Genomic DNA, 21049 nt, shown 5'->3' with positions numbered 1-21049 from the left:
TTAATCACCTAGTGTATTGGTTAAGAAACGATACGTAGTATTAGCACGATATACATCCCCTGGATTTAATGTGACGGATGGAAAGTTTGGATGATGGATGGCATCCGGCAGCCCTTGCGTCTCTAAGCAGACACCTAGATAATTTCTAGCTTTTACACCCGAAATTTCAAACTCTCCAGCTAACATATTGGAAGTATAGAGAACAACGCAAGGCTGGTCGGTCGTCATCTCAAGGACCCGTCCACTCTCTTCCTCACTTAGCACAATCCGGTTATTCCCCTCTTTTGAAAAAATAAGCGGGTGGTCGTAACCTTTTCCAACCAAAACATTTTGGGGATAGGAAGACTCCATGCCATCTTTCAATTTTCCTCCCGCAGTAAAATCAAATGGAGTATTGGCCGTCTTCAGCATTTCCCCAGTTGGCATAAGATCAGGAGCCAATTCTAAAAAGCGGTCACTATCCAATTGAAGGCGGTGTTCCGAACAATCGCGTTTGATATTTCCGCTTAAATTAAAGTAGGAGTGATTGGTTAAATTCACTAATGTTTTTTTGTCTGTTCTAGCTTCATAAGTTATTTTCAACTCATTATCATTTGTTAATAGATATGTTACTGTGATATCCAGATTTCCAGGGTAGCCTTCCTCACCATCTGGACTACGATAATGGAACTTCAATCCAACAGCATTATCTTCCACGACCTTTTCTGTTACCCAAATCACGGAATCAAACCCTTTTACACCGCCATGAAGATGGTTCGGTGCCTCATTTTGAGCAAGTACATGTTCTTTTCCATCCAGCTCAAAACTCGCGCCCTTAATTCTTCCCGCTACTCGGCCGCAAACTGCTCCAAAATACGGCGAATATTTCGGATAGTCTTCAAAGTTGTCAAAGCCAAGGACCACATTTTCTAGCGTTCCGTTACGGTCAGGGACAATGATTTTCGTAATTACACAGCCGAAATTCAAACAAGATATAGACATACCTGAATCATTGCTGAATGTATATTCGATCACATCTGCTCCATTATAATGGCCAAAAAGCTTATTTTTCAATTTCATTGCTATTCCACTTCCTTTTTTCAATTAGGGACGTTTATAATGTGTCGATAAAGCGGCGGAATCCTGCTTCGCCCTCTTCATTTCGTTTAAAGACACCAGCATCTTCTAACACTCTTAAAAACTTCTTGCCTACTTCTTCTCTTACCATCGCTTGCACATTAGATTCATTTGCAATCATCCCATAGCGGGCTTTTAATTCATTTGCCCAGTCTTCATGATAGTCTGCGACCGTATCTATTTTACCTAGCAGGAAGTTCTCTACCTCTTCCAGCTCTCCTTTAAGGCGGGCAGGCAGCACGGCCAATCCCATTACCTCAATCAGGCCGATATTTTCTTTCTTTATATGATGGACATCGGCGTGTGGATGAAAAATTCCTAGTGGATGCTCGTCACTTGTCAAGTTATTACGTAGAACCAGATCTAGTTCGTACAGGTCACCATTTTTACGGGCGATCGGAGTAACCGTGTTGTGAAGTGACTCACCTGTCCGAGCCATAATACCAAGAGATTCATCACTGTAAGCTTTCCACTTTTCAAAGATGTGGGCTCCTGCATTCACCAGCTCCTCTGTTTCAGATGAGCGTAGACGAATCACCGACATCGGCCATTTAACGACAGAGCATTCTACATTTGAAAATCCATTAATGGTAAAGCTCCAATCATCCCCGGCCTTTGCCATAGCAAATTGATAGTTTCCGCCTTGATAATGCTCATGCGATAAAATCGAGCCGCCGACTATCGGAATATCGGCATTGGACCCTAAAAAGTAATGGGGGAATTGCTCCACAAATGCCAACAGTCTTTCAAACGTCACTGGACTGATTTTCATATCGGAATGCGATTCCGACAACACTATGCAATGCTCGTTATAGTAAACATAAGGAGAATATTGTAAATACCAATTCTCATCTGTTAAATCCACTCTAACCATTCGGTGATTTGAACGCGCCGGGTGGCCGATTCGACCGGCATATCCCTCATTTTCGATGCAAAGTAAACATTTCGGATAACTGGATTTATTTGCCAGCTTCTCTAGTTCGATACTCTTTGGATCTTTTTCCGGTTTCGATAGATTAATCGTAATATCTAACTCCCCGTACTCGGTCGCGGACTTGTACTCGATATTTTGGCGGATCCGTTTCATCTGGATATAATTACTGTTTTCGCTTAGCTGATAAAAGTATTCCGTCGCCAGCTCTGGACTTTGTTGATATTTTTCATAAAACTGCTGATTCACAGTCGAAGGACGTGCGATAAAGCAATTCATGATTTTACTAGAAAATATATCCTTTATATCAAAAATATCCTCGATGATGCCTTGCTCGACTGCATACTCAGCGATTTGTTCAAGGAGATCAGGAATTTCTGGAATACTTTCCCCCATTTTAACTTCCTTATACTCCTCCAATTGCAGCAATGCAAGCACTTGATTCCTTGCGTATACTTCGTCTTCCCGCTCTATTAACTGAGTAGCAAGAGCTTGTTGAACTAATTGTTGGACTAGTTGAAAATTCATTTTGATCGCCACCTAAATTTGATAACTTTTCAATGATGCTAATGTTAATTTCAAGCTTCAAATCTTATAATGCTTTTGCGCCGTCACCGATGCTGGCTACGTAAAAATCAGCTTCATATCCAATCTTGTCTGCATATGCCGCTCCTACATTTTCGATAAAGCTTTCTACCAGGTCATTTTCAACAATCGCAATGGCACAGCCGCCAAAACCTGCTCCTGTCATACGAGCTCCAAGTACGCCCGGCTGGTTCCATGCAGCTTCTACTAAACTGTCAAGCTCCATTCCGGTGACTTCATAATCGTCTCTTAAGGAAATGTGTGATTGGTTGATTAACTGCCCGAATGCCTCTAGATTACCCGCTTTAAGCTCTTCAAGCGCACGCAATGTTCTACTATTTTCATACACCGCATGCTTTGCCCGTTTACAAACTGTTTCGTTAGTAATCAAGTACTGATTCTCATCAAACTCCCTGTCTGAAAGCTGACCCAGCGCTTCGATTGGAAGCTTCTGCTGCAGCTGCGATAGTGCCTCTTCACATTCGCCTCTGCGCTCATTGTATTTGGAGTCTGCTAACTCACGGCGCTTGTTCGTATTCATAATGATAATTTTGTGATTCTCCAATTGAATCGGTGCGTACTTGTATTTCAAAGACTGGCAATCTAGTAAAATGCCTGCATCCTTTTTGCCCATTCCAATCGCAAATTGATCCATAATTCCACTGTTAACGCCAATAAACCGATTTTCGACCTGCTTACCGATTTTTATCAAATCAATACGTGGAATTTCTAAGCCAAACAACCCCTCGACCAAAACGCCTGTTAATAGCTCTATTGATGCTGAAGAAGACAGACCTGCACCGTTCGGGATATTCCCTTCGATTACACAATCAAAACCGGTTGGAATCTGGTGCCCTGCCTCTGAAATATAGCGAATCATCCCTTTTGGATAGTTAGCCCAATTGTGGTCTTTATTATAGTCAAGCTGGTCTAATGTAAACTCAATAATTCCTTTGTCCGGGAAGTTAGTTGAATACAAACGGACTTTTCTGTCTTCACGGCTTTTGGCAGCTGCATAAGTCCCATAAGTAATGGCACATGGAAAAACATGACCGCCATTATAGTCTGTATGTTCACCAATTAAATTAATTCTCCCTGGAGCAAAGAAGGACTTCTCAGGAACCGCTTCAAAAATTTCATTAAATATCGAGTTAAGTGCTGGACTGTTCATTTTATCGTCCTCCTATAATGTAATCCTTTTCATTTTCCTTATCATCATTTTACTTCCTTAAGTAAAATTTATCAATGTTTTTACTAAAATATTACTAAATACACAAACCTAAAAAAGGCTCATGAACTAAATGTTCAAGAGCCTCTTCCCTTCATCTATTCTTATCTATTTTTTACGAGAATACGAACCTCATATTTTTCCAATATCAGCTCACCTGAGACATCTTCCCCAGTAACTAAATCTTTAACCTGTTCCTCCATCACAATCGGCTGCTTTTCTTCCGTAAAATTCATCGCAAAAATGTAGACATGTTCAGGAGCTTGTCTAACCTGCACTGATACGCCCTTTTCATGTTTTACAGAAACTACTGGCTGCAGTGCTAACTCATTAATTAGTTCCTGATAAAATTCACGATGAAACTCATCTTCTAAGCGGCCGCCAAGATAATAGGTTTTACCATGGTCATACTGATGGCTCGTAACCGCTGGGGTATTGGCATAAAAGTCTGCCTTATATTGACCTTCAGACTTGGCGGTATCAAGCTCAATGACAGTTGCATACTCCTTCAATTCGTATTCCTGGCCACGAAAACTTACATAGTTTTTATCACTTGGATATAAACTATCCGTTTCCAGCGGCTTCATCCCAAACATCTCTTGCAAGTCCTTATGCCAGCCGCCAAGATAAGTTAAATCATGCTCATTGACAAGTCCGCTGAGATAAGTCATGACCAATCTGCCGCCGTTTGCAACGAAGGTCTTTAAACGGGCAATGGTTTGTTCACTTACTAAATAAAGCATTGGAACAATCAATAGTTTATATGAAGAAAAATCTTGTTCTTTTGTAATCACATCAACAGGAATATCCTGTTCCCAGAAGGTACGGTAATGGCCGACTAATGTTTGTGGATAGCGCTTGGTATCCACTCCAAACCCTTGAGCGTCATTTAGTGCCCAATTGCTCTCCCAATCATACAAGATCGCCACATCCGCTGGACGAGTTGTCCCAACAACATCAGAGAGCTTTTCTAATGTTTGACCCACTTTAGCAACGTCTTTGAAAACACGATTTTCTGGACTATTATCATGATCCACAACGGCGCCATGGAATTTTTCCGATGATCCACGTGATTTCCGCCATTGGAAATACATGACACTGTCAGATCCATGAGCAACCATTTGCATCGATGAAAGCAGGTGCATACCTGGACGTTTTGCTTTATTAACCTTATGCCAATTTACTCCGCTTGGGGTAGATTCCATTAATAAAAATGGCTTTTGCTTTAGACTGCGGTATAAGTCATCGATAAAGCCAACTCGCATCGCTAAATCCGCCGTGCTTTCCCAATCATTATGCCACGCCGGGTACGCATCCCAGCTGATGACATCAAGGTGTTTAGCAAACTTGCTATAGTCCAGTGCTTGGAATGGAATGAGTTCATGCGTGTCTGCCATAAAGTTGGTTGTAACCGGAATATTCGGTGTCAACTCTCTTATTGGAACCATTTCGCTTTTAAAGAATGAAATGGTTTGGTCAGTGACAAACCGGCGCCATTCTAAGTTTAATGCGTGAACCATGCTCTCTCCGATTGGAGAGGGAGACTCAATCTGATGCCAGTCACTGTAGGTATGACTCCAGAACGGGCCCCACCAGGCATCATTCAAGGCTTTTAGATCGTTCTTATATTTTTCTTTAAGCCAATCCCTAAAAGCTGCCTGACATTTGTCACAATGGCATTCACCGCCATACTCATTTGAGATATGCCACATTAATAACGCTGGATGGCTGCCATATCGTTCTGCCAGCAAACGATTCATCTTTTGTGTCTTTTCACGGTATACTTCTGAAGTAAAACAGTGATTATGTCTTCCACCATGCAATTGTTTTACTCTAGCCGCATTCACACGTAACACTTCTGGATATTTCTGTGACATCCAAGCAGGACGTGCCCCGCTTGGTGTTGCTAAAATAACGCGTCCGCCAATATCATGGATGTTGTTAAAAATTTCATCAAGCCATTCAAACTTGTAAACTCCCTCTTCCGGCTCCAATGCAGCCCAAGCAAAGATCCCGATAGAAAACGTATTCGTATGAGCCAGCTTCATCAATTTGAGATCATCTGCTAGTATATCTGGCCGGTCTAACCATTGGTCTGGGTTATAATCTCCCCCGTGCAGCATGAAGTTTGCCTTCGATGTATAGGTCTTTTCATTTTTTGACATAAGAGTCTCCTTCCAGCATAGTTAATAATCTATTAGTCAGCTAAATTTATTTTTATCGATCCTTGTTATAAAGAACGCTCTTTGATATGGCTGTCCTCTCTAGACCTTGGCAAATAATAATCTCATCATCGCCGATCTCAATATCAGGAACTTCTTCCCAATGATTTATTTTATTTTTAATACTCGGTTCCCCATAAACTGCATTCACCAGCCAATGTGTTCCTGGTCTAAAGCTTGCTTTGACTGTAGGAATAACAGTGCGGACATTTATCAAATTCGTGTTTGCATTCGGATAGACCAAATCCGCCTGACCATTTCCATATATATTTTTGATGCCGCTTGCTCCCCAAGGGAATACGGCCAAGCTTTCTTGCTTATTCGCCAACACTTCCATTTTCCCTTCAATAAATGCGTTGTTTTCTAGTCCTAGGGCGAATCCGCCATCCGCAACATCTAGGATTCTACCTGTCTCAATACAATGGATTCGGATATGCCATGGTGTCCCCGCCACAATCCAGGTTCGAATCACGACATCCGACCAAGGACTCCATTTTGTATAAATCACGTTATCATCAATGGTATATTCCTCGCTTTTTCTTTTCCCCCTAAAAATATTGTCACCCTCGCTCACAGCCAGCATGGAATCAAATGCACTCTGCCCAAGCCCCCACTCTGCTTTTGATACACTAAAACCAAATACATTGGAGTAAACAAACTTTTCGTATTTGGCCGCTGTATGAGAATGGTCATTCGTGTGCTGATATCCCGCGTTAAACGCAACAATATGATCTTTGTCATCCTGCCTGCACAATATAAAGCGTGGTGCCGGCTGAACTACCTTCGTTTTTAAAACTGGAAGCGGCATTTCTTCTGCCTGCCAGAAGGGATGATTCTCCGGCAGTGCTATAGGTAAAAAGGTCTTCAGGGCCCAATAGGGTGAACCGGGTGAATTATAATTTTCTGCCATAATCAAATTGGGATACCGATAGCCGATTGTCAGTAGACCATTCGAATCAAAAATTGGCTGGCTAAACCACCAGCGAAGGTTCCTTAAGACAAGTCCTTTCATTACCCCCAAGGGAAACGGCTCCGCCCCAGCATAGACGAGCGCACTCCAAAAAGCGGATTGGGCAAATCGATAGGTTAAGCTTCTTCCATATGGAAGGGCAGAACCATCACCTGCAAACCAATAGATAAAATCTTTTGCAAAGGCCTCTGCTCTGCTTTTATAGTGCTGTGCCCTTATTGGATCCTCGTCACGCATCAGTGCCGCATATAGAAGACTGTAAAAATGGATAGCAAATGGCCCATAATAGTCACAATGAGCATCTTTTCCATCCGCATACCATCCTTCTCCTATATGAAATTGATCAATGCGGTCAAGGTTTTCTTTCACTTTTTCCTGGTCATAAGGTAATCCCACTCTCTTAAAACCAAGATTCACAAGCACAGGAAAAAACAGCCAATTACAATCATATACTTTGATTTGATTAATTTGATGGAGCCAATTAGATAAATTCTCTTTTTCCTGATTATTTAGTGGCTCCCAGACCTTTTCGGGTGCTAAGGCTAAGCAATAGCCAAATGCCGCCATCTCAACAGCATTTTGATGGAAGTCGGTAATTTCTCCCCAGTATTCCTCATGGGAAGGGTTTGTACCATTCTTGATTCCTTGCAGACAATCATCCCAAATTTCCGATTCTTCTCCTCCAGCCAATAGTGGAACAAGACCCCAAAGCACCCTTGAGAACCCCTCCATTCCAGCAATAGAATCAGAGTAACCAGCACCTGTACTTCCGATTTCCAAAAGTGCTCCTCCCTTGCTGTAATAGGGTTTCAATGGATTTATCATTTGATTGACGGCATTAATAAAATCTCGTCGTGTTCGAAGAGGGTTCTTTTGAATAGGTAAATCGAGTTTTAACATATACCAAAGCTCCTTTAAACATCGAGTCGTCCCAGCCGGTCTACGATTCTACCAAAATAATTCCTTAAAACCTTTTAATCTAGCAAGGCCTTCAACAAAATAGTAATCCCCGTAAATCAGTGGGTTATCTGTATATTTCCCCTCAGGAAAATGGCTTGTACCATGAAGGATCAACCCTTCCTCCGAGCCATCCCAATCTCCATAATTTTTGTAAAGTGATTCCAGGATCATCTCACCAGCTCGTTGATATGCAGGCGATTCCACTGAGTTCACTTTATCTGCCAATAACAGGATGCCGCATGCTGCAATGGCACCAGCAGAAGAATCTTTTGGAGACTCGATGTTAACAGGAAGGCGGAAATCCCAGGCTGGAACGAAATCCTCCGGAAGATGGGAAATAAAGAAATGAGCAACCCTTTTTGCTGCTTCTAAGTATTTTGCTTCCCCTGTATAGTGATAGCTTAACGTCGAACCATATATCGCCCAAGCGGTACCTCTTGACCATGCTGAATCCGGTCCGTGTCCTTGTCCTCCGATTGCTTCAATCCTCTGCCCACTTTCAGGATCAAAGCGGACGATATGGTGAACACTGCCATCATTCCGGATGAAATGCTCAAGCACCGTGTCAGCATGCCTTTTCGCAACACTTTTAAACCTTGGATCACCTGTTTCTTCACTTGCCCAATACAACAGCGGCAAATTCATCATGCAATCAATAATCGCTATCCCGCTATTGTCTTCTCCCTCTGTCCATGGATTCCAAGCTCTGATAAAATTTCCATTTACATTAAATCTTCCCATGAGGAGATTGGCAGCGAGGAGTGCACGACGTTTGGAATCCTCATTTCCTAAGAGTTTATAGTGGGCAACACTGGTTAGGGTCCACATAAACCCCATATCATGATCGAGCCGGTAATATTCATTTTGGACAGCGTCCAACTTGGCCTCACATTCCTCTGCCAGCTGCTTTAAGGCATCATCTTTCATATCCTGATACACCAGCCACAGCAATCCAGGCCAAAAACCTGCTGTCCACCAGTGCGGTTCCGCAAGAATATAGGTCCCGTTTTCACTTGCATGCGGAAAATTGGCCCCGATTGTTTTGCTGGTTCTGTTTATTTTTTGCGTAACTTGCTGCCATGCTTCATTAACCCAGTTTAATTGGTCTGGCATTTTCTTCACCCTTTCTATTCAAATTGGAAAACCAGTTTAACACTACAATTCATTTCTGGATCATTTACAATAAAATCGAGCGCCATATTATTTTCTGTTTTTCCAAAATGGTTCTCAAATTCTAGTATTCTTACAGCCAGCATTAATTTTGATTTATCATATAAGATTCTGAGCCTATGCTGTCCCTCAAGGATCACTCCTTTACCATCCTTCGTTATGGAAAGTGATGGTATGATAAACCGTTCAATAATAGAATCTGGTTGTTCTGTAAAAGTGTAGATGTCTTCCAAAATGAGCTGAGGCTGGTTACGTTTTACCCAAGTAAACTTTCGGGATAATTTTTGAAGACTGTCTACTTCATACGCATTTGCAATATCCAATTCAAAAGTATCAACCTCTTCTTCAAGTGAAGCATTATAAATCCTAGAAAAATGATTTGGACCTTCTTTTTGAAATTGATTATTAATAATCGGAACAGAATGCCCCTGCGAACCGTTACCTAAATACGTATAGCGTTTATCATTAAAGTAATCTTTCGTGTATAAACCAGCGCCCAAATCTTTTAAGAACACTTCTTTATGTCCTTGCAGGATAAAATGACCGAGATCATTATGATTATGAGGCTCGTCGTTATGACCGCCTTTTGCTGAGAAGGAAAAATAGCCGGATTCTGATTGATGCCTTGAAATAAACCATGCAGATTCTTCCGAGTAAAAGGTTTCGCTCTTCCATGGCGTCGGTAATTCCGTTTCATCAAACCATAGTAAATTACGGATTGCCGGAGCCCATCTGCTGCAATGATCCTCCGTATACTTCGCGCGAAGATCCTGTTCCGGGACCTCAAAATCCTTGTAAATTTTACTTAAATAATGACTCAAGCCTAAAAAAACGCTGGCTGTCGGCTGAGCATCGGAAAAGTTTACAACCAAGTTCCGATTCAGAAAAGATCTTTGTTGAAAGAGGGCAATCTGATGCACCTTTTCAGAATCAAATAGATTCACCCTGCCTTCTGTCCGCTTTTTTAATAAATCAGCAAAGTAGACATAATAGCCGAAGCCATATTGCCAATACCCATACCCCTCAAGGCAAACGCCATCCTCATTGAAACCTTTTAGATAAGAATCCATGGATGGAAGTACCCGCTCTAATATTATGGCGAGTTCCCCGGCATCCTCTATTAAATACATGGCTGCTGAACCAATCGATCCGGCACAAACTGCCGCCCAGTTATGGGTTTGTTTCTCCCATCCAAATTGATTTTCCTTGAATGGATAAAGAATCCGTTTAAATACTTCCTCACGGATGCGCTTACAAATGAGTGGATTCAAGTAATCCTCTGTCAGTTTTAAAATTTCTGCCAACGAAAATGCGGTTTCAGCTGCAAACAAGTCAATCGAATATTCTGGAAAAAATGCTTCCTTTAAAGAGTAACTTGCCTGGGTCGATGTTTCGGGACTATTTTGCAAATGAGCAGGCAGGCACCAGCTATATTCATTGCAAATGGACCAAATAGAATTTTCCAACGCCGTTAAGTAATCAAGGTTTTTGGAGTCTGCCAATACCATGATCGCAAAGGTATTCAACCGTCTCCTCTTTTCAAAATAAACCCTTTCGTATTCAAGCCTGAAACCCGTTTCAGAAAAAATTTTAAAAAGTGAGTAGGGCAGCTCTGGGTCTTGTTCTGTCAAAAGCCTCACCCCTTCGTTCCTAATTTCATTGAGGAGCGGCTGAAAAGCGGCCTTGCGGCTGATAGATCTCCACCATTTGTTCTTTTCTTCCTTGCTAGAAAATAACAAAGAAGTATTAGCGTCTAGCAATCTTTTAAAATCAACACTGATCAAGCTATTCACCTCCTAATTACCTTACTTATTAAAAAGGCCCTGTAAAAAGAGGAATCTGGCTTTTACCAGATTCCCTATACCCTTCCCTTTGTTCCTTATCATCCCACTTCTAAGGATTGATGCTGTGATTGATGCAGGTTCCAATAGTAACTCTTTCGGCTTAATAACTCGTTATGTGATCCTTCTTCGATGATTCTGCCTTTATCAATGACAAGGATACGGTTTGCATTTTGAATGGTAGAAAGGCGGTGAGCGATAATAAAGGATGTTCTTCCCGCAAGCAGGGTCTCAAGGCCTTTTTGCAGCGCCTGTTCGGTCTCCGTATCAATCGAAGAGGTAGCCTCATCCAGAATTAAGATTTTAGGATCGGCCAAAAGTGCACGGGCAAAGGAAATCAACTGTCTTTGTCCGGTAGAAAGCCTTGTGCCACGTTCGTTAACCTCTGTTTGATAACCATCGGCTAGACCGCTGATAAACTGATGGGCCTGGACCGCCTTCGCCGCGGCGATTACTTCCTCGTCTGTGGCATCCAGCCGGCCATATCGAATATTATCCATAATCGTTCCCGAAAAAATAAATGGATCCTGAAGCATAACGCCCATTTGCTTCCTTAAAGAAGGAATTGTTACTGTACTGATATCAACACCATCCATTTCTATTTTTCCAGTACTTACATCATAAAAACGGCTGAGTAAGCTGACAATTGTGGTCTTCCCCGATCCAGTAGCTCCGACAAGTGCAATGGTTTCACCAGGATTGACAGAGAAACTTACATTTTTAAGGATTCTTTCGCCTTCTTCATATTCAAAGACCACATCCTTGAATTCCACTTTTCCTCTGATAAGAGGAAGCTCCGCAGCATTGGGGCGATCTTCTACCGTCGGCCGTTCATCGATCATTTCAAAAATCCGTTCCAAATAGGCCGTTGCATTAATAATGGCATTGTAGAAGTTTCCGATATTAGCGATTGGAGCCCAAAACATACTTATATACCCAACAAAGGCAACCAAAGCACCGACGGTTACTCCTTCTCCAATCTGGGATATACCGAAAACATAAATGACTGAAGTAGTGAGAATCGAAATGTTTTCAATCGAAGGCCATAGCAGGAACTGAATTCTAACCGCTTTCATCCATGAGCTTCGATAACTTTCCGATACGTCTCTAAAGATGCGTTTATTTTCTTCTTCCCTTGTAAAGGCCTGAGTTACTTTGATTCCATTGATACTTTCATGTATATATGCATTCATGTTGGACTGTTTATTACTTAATGTTTGCCATGCTTTCCGCTGTGCATTTTTAATAAGAAGAATGACAGCAGCAAGTACAGGAAATCCAAGCATAGCCATTAGCGTTAACTTTACATCAATCGCTAACATAAAACCGACAATTACGAAAAGACTAAACAGGTCCGTTATCAAATTAATTAATCCATTTGATAATAAATCACTTAAGGAGTTAACATAGTTAACCACCCTCACTAAAATCTTTCCGTGCGGCCTGCTGTCATAAAAGGAAAAAGACAATTTTTGCAAATGGGTAAACAAGTCTTTTCGAATGTTGAGGATGACGCTCTGCCCTATCTCTGACATCATTCTAATTCTGAATTTCATACATATCCCAGTAATCACAAGGGCACCAAGGTAAATGCAGGAAAGGATCACTAAACTTCCTGCATCCTTGTTCGGTATACTTTCATCGATTGCTCTTTTAATTAAATAGGGTCCAATTAAATTGGCTCCGCTGGCAATTAGCATAATTAAAACGGTAATAAGTATCTTTTTTTTGTACGGTTTTAAATAAGTAAACAATCGTTTCAGATGAACAAAGCTGAAGGGTGCTTCCAACTCTTCATCCACATCAAATTTATTGCGCGCCATTGAGATAGATCACATCCTCACCATTTTGCTGGCCATCAAAATTGCCATTTTGATTCATAAACACTTTGTAGTAATACCCTTTTTTCGCAAGCAGCTCTTTATGTTTCCCTCTTTCGATGATTTCACCATTTTCCATGACTAAAATTAAATCGGCCTCTTTCACAGAAGAAATCCGATGTGCAATGATAAAACAGGTCTTGCCTTTTAGTAATGACTTTAATGTCCGCTGGATACGCAGCTCTGTTTCCATATCGACAGCTGATGTTGTGTCATCAAGGACTAGGACGGATGGGTTCTTTAAAATGGCCCGTGCCAAGGCAATCCGTTGCCTTTGGCCACCTGAAAGACCTACTCCCCGTTCCCCAATAATGGTATCGTAGCCTTCTGGAAGATCGATAATAAAATCATGTGCCTCCGCCATTTTTGCAGCAGATTGAACCAATTCTAAGTCAGCATCTGGATTCCCATACGCAATATTGCCCTCAATCGTATCGGAAAAAAGGAATATATCCTGCATGACCATGGCCATACTATCTCTCAATTTAGAAATATCCCAATCTCTAACTTTAAGCCCATCCACGATTACTTCCCCGCCGGTTGTGTCATAAAAACGGCTTAACAGGTTTACCAATGTAGATTTACCAGATCCGGTTGGACCAATGATTCCGACTGTTTGACCAGGGAGCACTTTAAAGCTGATCTCTTTTAAAACCTGTTCATCCCCATAACTAAAGGACACATGGTTGAACTCAACCCCCCCGCTAATCTGTCTAACAGCTGCTCGTTTTGCTACATTGGTGATTTCTGGCTCGGTCTTTAACAAGTCCTCCACTTTTTCTGCTGAAGCAATAAACCGCTGCACATCATTGATTAACCATCCAGCCATTCGCATTGGATTATTTAACGCCCAAATCAAAGAATTAAAAGTTACTAATTCTCCAAATGTAAGCGACCCATTAATGACCATAATTCCTCCAACCAGGATCATCACAACCGTTAAAACTCCTGCAAGTGAATCAAGCACTGGCAAATACTTTTCCCAAACTTTTGCAGAATCAAGACTTTTCTTCTTAAAAGCCTCATTTTCAACTGAAAACTTTTCAATTTCGTAGTCTTCCTTCGCGAATGCCTTTACAACTCGATTTCCGCTAATGTTTTCCTGTACCACTGAGTTTAACCGTGCAAACTGTCCCCTGATCTCTGTAAAGGTCGGTTTAACCGTAAAGGATAGGCGAGTTGCAAAGAAACCAATAATCGGCGTTACCGCTATCATTGCCAAGGCCAACATTGGGTTAATATAGAACATAAACCCAATCGCAATAAGTAAGATGGTTAGATTTTCAAAAATCATATAAATAGCCCAAGCTGTAAAATGCCTTACTGCTTCTAAATCCCCGGTCATACGGGCCATTATATCTCCCGTTTTGGTTCGATCAAAAAAACTAAAATCTAATTTTTGAAGCCGGTCATACAATTGTTCTCTAATTTTAAAGATGACGTTTTGTGAGACAGCCTCAAACATTAATTGGTAATTATATCGAATGACCGTTTTGATAACGGTAACCCCTATCATAGTCCCTAAAAAGGGCCATAATAAAGTTTGTTGGTGGCCATATATCACTTTATCAACAATTTTTCCTGCAAAATATGGATTCAGCATATTTAGTATGGAAACAGCTAATGCCAGAAAAAGTCCACTGAATAATCGAATGCGAAAGTTCTTAATATACCCCCAGACCCAACGTATGCTTTGCATAATTCAACTCCCCCTCCCTACAGCTCCTTACTATAAATACATTAAAATAAAAACATTTATGAACCTATTATAGTGTTATTATTAAAGAATAAAATATCAAATCATAACATAAAATTGCACAATCCTAACATTAGAGGAGGGATGAAATGCTTCAATTGTTTGCCCCGCCCTTACCTACTCTTCTTGCGGCAGGCAGGAATACTTTTGATATCGGTCAATCACATTTAAATCGAAACAATATTGGTGTTTTTGATTTATTGGTTGTCACAAAAGGACAATTGTTCATGGGTGAAGATTATCGTAAATATAAGGTTGGCAGAGGAAATGCCTTGATACTCTATCCAGATCGGCACCATTATTCTATTTCACCCTGTGATGAAGTTACCGACTTTTTTTGGTTTCATTTTGTTTCCTCGAAGGGCTGGCAGGATCTTACCATTTCTAAACCTTTTCCTAACGAAGAAAGAGCTGCTGAAGATTGTGGAAACTTTTTATCAGAGAGTCCGTTCGGAATCACACTACCCAAATATTGCAAAGTATCAAATCCTGAAGCGGCTGAGCTCCTTTGTTCAAAAATAATTTCATCGGAAAATGAATCTATCTACTCTAGAGAATGGCAGCGGCAGATTCTTTTCCAACAATTACTCCAGGAACTTTCAAATCATATGCACCTAGCCAATTCTCTGCCTGCATTCGCGGTTGCAGAAAAGGCAGCCGTTTATTTGCGAAAAAATTATGCCAAAAAAGTGACCTATGAAAGTCTTGGACGGGCTCTCAAATTCCATCCCAATCATATCGCAAGATGTATGATCCAATCCTTTGGCTGTACACCGATTGAATATGTAAATAAAATTCGTATTGATCAAGCAAAAATATTATTAGTTTCAACGGATTGGAACATTGATAGGATTTCAGAAAGCAGCGGTTTCACACAATCCGCTTATTTCAGTAGAATCTTTAAAAGACTGGAGCACTTAACTCCCAATCAGTTTCGAAAACAATATGTTGGGAAAGTGCCAATGAACAAATCATAACGTCAAAAAAGGAGGACACACCCTAGTATTTGTTCTGTTACACAACTAGGATGTGTCCGTTTTACTATTCCTTACTTTTTAGAACGGGTGTCATTATTTTAGTAAGAGATTATTTGACAACGATATTAATAGATTTGCTTGTTTTTCCGTAATAGATTTACCGCTTTGAGCCGAGAGCTCATTCACATATGCTTTAAGTTTGCCGGACACTGCCTCTTTATTTCCTCCAGCAGATGCCTCTTTTGCGGATGCAAGTTTGGCTGTAAGTGAATTCGCTATTCCATCGTCTGTAATAAACGACTCAGTCAAACGGATTAGACTGTCGAAGTCAACAGTCACTGTAAATTGGATGTCAGCTTCCGATGTATTACCGGCATGATCTGAAGCTTTTGCTGTAAATTTATTTACACCAATACTATATTCATATGCAGGACCTTCAATGACAGGGCAATCAACAGATGCAATTCCAGATAAATCATCGCTCGCGCTGCAGGAAATGGAGATATTTTCATCAACAGAATAGCTTTCCTCATTACCTTTAACCGTAATGACGGGAGCTGTTGTATCTTCCTCCACAATCATAATCCAGCTGATTTGCGGATCTGGTGAGCCAGGTACCCTGCGAACCGTCACATCCAGTTTTCCATCCGTTACGTTTACATGTTGATAGCTTAGGGCATCATATGCACTTGTGAATACATACCCCTTGGTTTTTGTTTCACCGTTAATGAGAATATCTGCTTTTCTGCTTCCCTTAGTCGATGAGTACCAGCGATCATATAGACCGGTATATACCGTGTACTTACCATTCTTCAGATCAAACTTATATGACAGGTCATCACCAGAATTGGCTAATAGGTAGCGTAATGAAGAAAATAGATCATCACCTTCTCCGCCGGCAGGTCTTGTTTGATCCCCCACATAGCCCCATGTTTGGCCATTAGCTGGGTCATATTTTTGATCAATTACATCTTTGTTTAATAGTGTATTCTCCATATAAGAAGACCATGTCACGTAATCACTTGTTTTCACTGCGCTTGCATGGACGAAATATCTTACATGATCCGGAATAACTAAAATTTTTGTTCTAATCACTTTATTGGCTAACTCTGAAAGCGTGCCTTCAACGACAGCGGTACCCGGCTTAGAGAAATCAGCAGGATTAACCTCCCATTTTACCGTCGTATCAAGCTTTTCCCCCTCTGAATTAGTCACGTTGATTTTGTTAGGTAAAGATGGCACTTGACCAACAGACACCTTCGCAGGCAGTTCTGTATTGATGGTGACTTTCCCCATTCTGTCTAATGCATCAAGTTTCCACTCGTCATACCATTGCAAACTCATTTCATCACCCTGACCAAACTCTATCGGCAGCCATATATATCTTGAATCCTTTAAATCACTAGCCTTCCATCGGTCAGCCATAAAAATAAACTTACCCTTTTTAGCATCGACTGGAATGACATTGGTACTTTGTGAATCAAATGTTGTTGAAGCTTTGTCGCCTATCGATGGGTCGCGCAAAGGCTTCCAATCTCCAAAAATATTATCCGCCACTGTATACCTTGCTGGATTAGGGTCCCAGCCGGTAGCGCCTGATGTAATTAAATAGTATTTTCCTTGATACTTAAACATAGCCGGTGCTTCACGCTGCGCCCCTGGAAAGACCCTCACATAATCCTCACCATACACCGCTTTATACTCAGTATCGCGCTCGACATTTCCATCCTTATGCCAGCCAGCCACATCCGTATAGGAATCATTTAGCTTTGAAATATAAATGGTCCTATTCTCTTCGCTGGAATAAATCAAGTATGCGGTACCGTCGTCATCCTTGAACAGGTTCATATCACGTGCCATCCCTGGCTGGTCTGGCTGTCCATTATATGTCGCATCTTTTGGTGCTCTGTCCATCCGATTACTTTCTTGGTAAACGAACGGTCCTGTAGGGGAGTCACTTAATGCATAGCCTGCTTCCGCTTTTGCATACATCGCAGTCGATGTAGTCGAAGGGCCATCGGTATGCATCCACATGACATATTTTTTGGTCTTTTCATTGTAAATGACTTTAGGTCTTTCGATTACCCGGTCGGTACCAATATCATTTAAAATATCGGCTTTGTCCTTTCTGCCCTCATAAAGCTTAGAGATTAACGGGTCGGTCTCAAACTGATCCATTGATCCAATGGCAGTAAGGGCTAAGCCTTCATCTTTCCAGTTATATAGATCAGTAGAGGAATAAACTCTTACCCCTCTGGCAGGAAGATATCCATTTGTTTTATCTTCACCGTACCAATAATATTTCTTTGTTTGCTCATCATACATGATCCCGCCGCCATGCGCCTGAATAGGGGCACCATTTGTATCTGTCCATACTTGCCCCGGTTTATAGGAAGTATTCGGCGCGTATACAGTGAGGCCTGCCAGTGCAGAATCCAGATTTTTTATGGCTGTTCGAATTTTCTCCTGATTGGTTTTATTCTGAGCATCTAACCCGTTTTCTTTGATATTCTTAACCAGGGCATCTGCTTGTGTGATGGCTTGATTTAGTGAATCCAAGCTAAATTGGGTATAGGTATTTGTTTTTTCCGCCTCTTTCTTTGCTGATTCAATTTTGGCTTCTAAATCTGATAGCGGTATCGCTGTATAATTTTTGATAATGATATAGTTTACTAATGGGTCATTATAGTTTGTTAGGGAAGCAGTGGCAGGTCCCTGAATCCTGACATCTAATTCTCCATCCGTTACCGAAACCTGTTGATAAGTGGCCTCTTTTTCAGCGTTATAGCTTCCAATATCAAAATCTCCATTAGATAGATTCTCTCCCTCACCGATAATATTCACACTTCGGCCGCTCCACGGATTTTTGAATCCTAATGTAAGATCATATTGACCATTTGGCAATTCGAACTTATACTCTAATGCCTTATCTCTAACTTGCGGGCCGTTATAATATCGAAGTGAGCCTAATTTATCAGCGCCATTAGAGACATTAGTATTGCTGGCGGTGGTGATTAATCCCCATTTTTTTCCTGTAATACTGTCAACACCGTATTTTTGCTCAGTTTTACTAGAATAAAGACCAAATTGATCGGTTCCCTCAACGGTATCAGGGGTGGGGTCACCTGCATTCACAAAATAGAGCACGTCTGTGTCCATGGTTGTTCCCTCTGCAGAAACGTGTCCGGTTGAGGAAAAGGTTGGGATTGTCATAAGTGATGCTGTTAAAATGGTCGATAAAACCTTTTTCATTTTAAGCAACAAGATTCCTCCTTACTTTATTCATGTTTCTTGTCTTCTGTAGTCAAAGAGGTAAGTTCATGTAGAGGATCCCTACTGTCTTCGCCTTTAGCGAATAGGGTTCATTGCGTTTTTAAAGGTGTTATAGACCAAGCGCGGTTTTTCTTTATCGAAAGACATTAATCCCATTGTGGAAATTCCATTAATCTGTTGGTTGTAATTATTTCTTTCTTTATAATCTTTTAACACCCAGAACGTATAGCCAGCCATATAAGATAGCCGACTAGGATCGGTTACCTGATTCCAATGGTTAAGAAACTTATACGATTGCCATTCCTCTGTTCCAGACTGTGTTTCTGGACCATGATTATTGACTTCATCTGCATAGGCCCATGTTCCATTTTCCGTAATCAGAATCGGTTTATTTGAATAGGTATTATGAACAATATCCAATGTCCTCCCTAAGTCTGAGTCCTGCATATAAAAGTATCCAAAGTATTCATTTAAGCCGATGACATCTGCTAAGTCATAGGCCGGGTCCCAGCTGCTGCCAGATGCCCATGTGACGGGACGTTTTTGGATATCAACGCTTTTGACCGCTTCTTTCATATCTGCCAGCCAATTACGATAAACGGTTTGATCATCCCAAATTCCTGACTCATTCTGTAATGACCACATGATAGTGGAAGGGTGATTGATTTGATTCCAAGCCATACTTAACGCTAATGCTCTAGAAAGACCATAAGAGTTGGTTTGCAGCGCTTCCTGCTTTGTATCAAGCCACATATTCTCTACTTCATCCAGCACCATTAATCCATGTTGATCCGCAAAATCATACACATATGGATGACGGTTGTAGTGGCTATTACGCAAGAAGTTTGCATTTACATCCAGAACATGATTTAACTCCGTATCGTACTCTTCAATTGTCATAGAGCGGCCGCTTGCTGCCGTTTCCTCATGCCAGTTAAGACCTTTCAAAAAGACCTGTTTCCCATTTAGTGTTAATTTGCCATTCTCTACTGCAATGGTTCTCATTCCATAATTTGTGGAAAGACTGTCATCGAGAGACCCATTTCCTTTTTGAGTAACCTGACCTTCTCCTTTTCCTTTATAAAGATCTGCGGTTACTTGATAAAGCGTCGGGGATTCCGGAGTCCAATAAGCTGCTTTTGGAATCTGGAAATCCATTGAAACGACTTTTACTTCACCAGGTTTTAAATCCACTTCCTGTGATTTGGGGTCTCCACCTGTTTTTCCGCCTGGATCGACAACTAATTGGCGATGCACTTCTTTGTCGCCATGGTTGTACACAACCACTTTTGTTGTTAAGGTATGATCGCCTGTTGCAGTTAGTATTTTACTAACATTTACATCGGATGTTGCCTCCAAATAGACACTTCGTGTAATTCCTGCATACGGCCAAAAATCTACCGGTTTATACGGCAGTTCTGTGTCAGCTGTTACAGGTTTCGGATTTGAGCTTGTATAGGAATCAAAGGTCGGTTTACGGTATACTCGGACCGCAATGACATTATCCTTTCCTGGTTGTAAATATTCACCTACATCCAAGGCAAAAGGTGTATAGCCCCCCTCATGTTCCCCAACAAAATGACCATTTACATAGACAGCTGCACGATAGTTAACGCCAAGAAAATTAAGCTTAACGAATTGATTTTTCCAATTGGCATCAGGCGAAAAATGTGTCCGGAACCAAGCGTAACCATCGTAAAAAGCACTTCCTTTTCCGAAGTTTGAACCATCGTATGTACCAAATTCAGGGGTATCATACAAATCCCAGCTGCCCGGCACCTTTTCTTGCTGCCAATTTTTATCATCGTAACCTTGTTCAAACCACTTTTCATTTACCCCCTGATTATTTGGATCCATGGCGAACTTCCACTTACCATCAAGGTTTAAATAACTTCTACTTTGCTCTTTTAACGTCCAGGTATCAAACGAAGGAACTGGTTCTCCATATTGAAACAACACATTGGTTCCATCAATTGATTTCACTTTCGTATTCATCGGTTCATGCTCAGCCGTATTCACAGTATTTCCGTTTGTATCTGCCTTGCCATTAGGCACCCCAGCAAAAAATGTGGAACCAAGAAGAAGAACGCCAATGCCAAAACTAGTGAATTTTCGATTCATTTGCCAACCTCCCGTTTAA

Annotated in this window: 12 protein-coding genes; 1 reads left to right on the top strand and 11 read right to left on the bottom strand. The window is 41.2% G+C overall.

Features of this window, described 5'->3' with window-relative positions:
* The 9 genes from V7266_RS13050 to V7266_RS13010 form a co-directional block, all read right to left on the bottom strand.
* A complete protein-coding gene (locus tag V7266_RS13050; RefSeq protein ID WP_335468319.1) occupies window positions 1–1059 on the bottom strand; it encodes an aldose epimerase family protein in 1059 nt (352 codons plus the stop codon).
* A gap of 34 nt (window positions 1060–1093) precedes the next feature.
* Complete coding sequence (gene galT / locus V7266_RS13045; RefSeq protein ID WP_335468318.1) at window positions 1094–2575, bottom strand: UDP-glucose--hexose-1-phosphate uridylyltransferase; 1482 nt, start codon at window positions 2573–2575, stop codon at window positions 1094–1096.
* A gap of 64 nt (window positions 2576–2639) precedes the next feature.
* Window positions 2640–3803: a galactokinase gene (locus V7266_RS13040; protein WP_335468317.1), complete on the bottom strand. Its 1164-nt coding sequence runs from the start codon at window positions 3801–3803 to the stop codon at window positions 2640–2642.
* Window positions 3804–3964: 161 nt separating this feature from the next.
* A complete protein-coding gene (locus V7266_RS13035) occupies window positions 3965–6025 on the bottom strand; it encodes a beta-galactosidase (RefSeq protein ID WP_335468316.1) in 2061 nt (686 codons plus the stop codon).
* A gap of 52 nt (window positions 6026–6077) precedes the next feature.
* On the bottom strand, window positions 6078–7952 hold the full coding sequence (locus V7266_RS13030) for a DUF2264 domain-containing protein (protein WP_335468315.1): 1875 nt from the start codon (window positions 7950–7952) through the stop codon (window positions 6078–6080).
* Between the two features lie 48 nt (window positions 7953–8000).
* The gene (locus tag V7266_RS13025; RefSeq protein ID WP_335468314.1) at window positions 8001–9125 is read right to left on the bottom strand and encodes a glycoside hydrolase family 88 protein; all 1125 of its coding nucleotides are present in this window, start codon (window positions 9123–9125) and stop codon (window positions 8001–8003) included.
* A 14-nt stretch (window positions 9126–9139) separates the two neighbouring features.
* The gene (locus V7266_RS13020) at window positions 9140–10966 is read right to left on the bottom strand and encodes a heparinase II/III family protein (protein WP_335468313.1); all 1827 of its coding nucleotides are present in this window, start codon (window positions 10964–10966) and stop codon (window positions 9140–9142) included.
* A 98-nt stretch (window positions 10967–11064) separates the two neighbouring features.
* The gene (locus V7266_RS13015; RefSeq protein ID WP_335468312.1) at window positions 11065–12846 is read right to left on the bottom strand and encodes an ABC transporter ATP-binding protein; all 1782 of its coding nucleotides are present in this window, start codon (window positions 12844–12846) and stop codon (window positions 11065–11067) included.
* Window positions 12833–14602 carry an ABC transporter ATP-binding protein gene (locus V7266_RS13010; RefSeq protein ID WP_335468311.1) on the bottom strand — a complete coding sequence of 590 codons (1770 nt, stop codon included), beginning with the start codon at window positions 14600–14602 and terminating at the stop codon, window positions 12833–12835. Before V7266_RS13010 ends, V7266_RS13015 begins: the two co-directional genes overlap by 14 nt.
* Window positions 14603–14748: 146 nt before the next feature.
* Here V7266_RS13010 and V7266_RS13005 point away from each other — a divergent pair, with 146 nt between their 5' ends.
* Entirely contained in the window at window positions 14749–15636 is an 888-nt protein-coding gene (locus tag V7266_RS13005) for a helix-turn-helix domain-containing protein (protein ID WP_335468310.1), read from the top strand.
* Between the two features lie 93 nt (window positions 15637–15729).
* On the opposite strand, the gene V7266_RS13000 is transcribed toward V7266_RS13005, so the two are convergent.
* Both V7266_RS13000 and V7266_RS12995 read right to left on the bottom strand, forming a co-directional pair.
* Window positions 15730–18888 carry a family 43 glycosylhydrolase gene (locus V7266_RS13000; RefSeq protein WP_335468347.1) on the bottom strand — a complete coding sequence of 1053 codons (3159 nt, stop codon included), beginning with the start codon at window positions 18886–18888 and terminating at the stop codon, window positions 15730–15732.
* Between the two features lie 96 nt (window positions 18889–18984).
* Window positions 18985–21030: a glycoside hydrolase family 2 protein gene (locus tag V7266_RS12995; protein ID WP_335468309.1), complete on the bottom strand. Its 2046-nt coding sequence runs from the start codon at window positions 21028–21030 to the stop codon at window positions 18985–18987.
* Window positions 21031–21049 lie beyond the last annotated feature (19 nt).

This window comes from Neobacillus drentensis (genome assembly GCF_036965645.1).
GTDB classification, from domain to species: Bacteria; Bacillota; Bacilli; order Bacillales; family Cytobacillaceae; genus Neobacillus; species Neobacillus drentensis_D.
The sequence above is the reverse complement of the archived record's forward strand: the minus strand, read 5'-3'. Positions and strand labels throughout refer to the sequence as shown.